The sequence below is a fragment of the Tepidimonas sp. genome (assembly GCF_046292505.1).
Classification (GTDB): Bacteria; Pseudomonadota; Gammaproteobacteria; order Burkholderiales; family Burkholderiaceae_C; genus Tepidimonas.
Genome location: NZ_JBKBQX010000221.1, coordinates 1 through 618, shown reverse-complemented (window position 1 = coordinate 618; position 618 = coordinate 1). Strand labels below are relative to the sequence as shown.

The window sequence follows — 618 nt, the reverse complement described above, 5'->3', positions numbered from 1 at the left end:
GCCCAAGTTGCTGTACCTGGACAACGCGGCCGAGTTCAAGAGCGAGGCCCTGCGCCGCGGCTGCGAGCAGCATGGCATCCGGTTGGACTATCGTCCGCCCGGCCAACCGCACTACGGCGGCATCGTGGAACGGATCATCGGCACGGCAATGCAGATGATCCACGATGAACTACCGGGGACGACCTTCTCCAACCCTGACCAGCGCGGGGATTACGACTCCGAGAAGATGGCCACCCTGACGCTGCGCGAGCTGGAACGCTGGCTCGCGCTGGCGGTGGGCACCTATCACGGCTCCGTGCACAACGGCCTGCTCCAACCGCCGGCCGCGCGCTGGGCCGAGGCCGTAGCGCGGATCGGCGTGCCTCCTGTCGTCACACGGCCCGCCGCGTTTCTGGTCGATTTCCTGCCAGTCATCCGCCGCACGCTGACCCGAACCGGCTTCGTCATCGACCACATTCACTACTACACCGACGCGCTCAAGCCGTGGATTGCCAGGCGCGACCGCCTGTCGGCCTTTCTGATCCGCCGCGATCCGCGCGACATCAGCCGCATCTGGGTGCTGGAACCGGAGGGACAGCATTACCTGGAAGTCCCATACCGGACACTGTCACACCCGGC

Annotated in this window: 1 protein-coding gene; it reads left to right on the top strand. The window is 66.2% G+C overall.

All coding sequences use genetic code 11. From position 1 onward, the window contains the following. On the top strand, positions 1–618 hold a 618-nt coding region (locus ACK4TH_RS12890; RefSeq protein WP_409627012.1), incomplete at both ends, for a Mu transposase C-terminal domain-containing protein.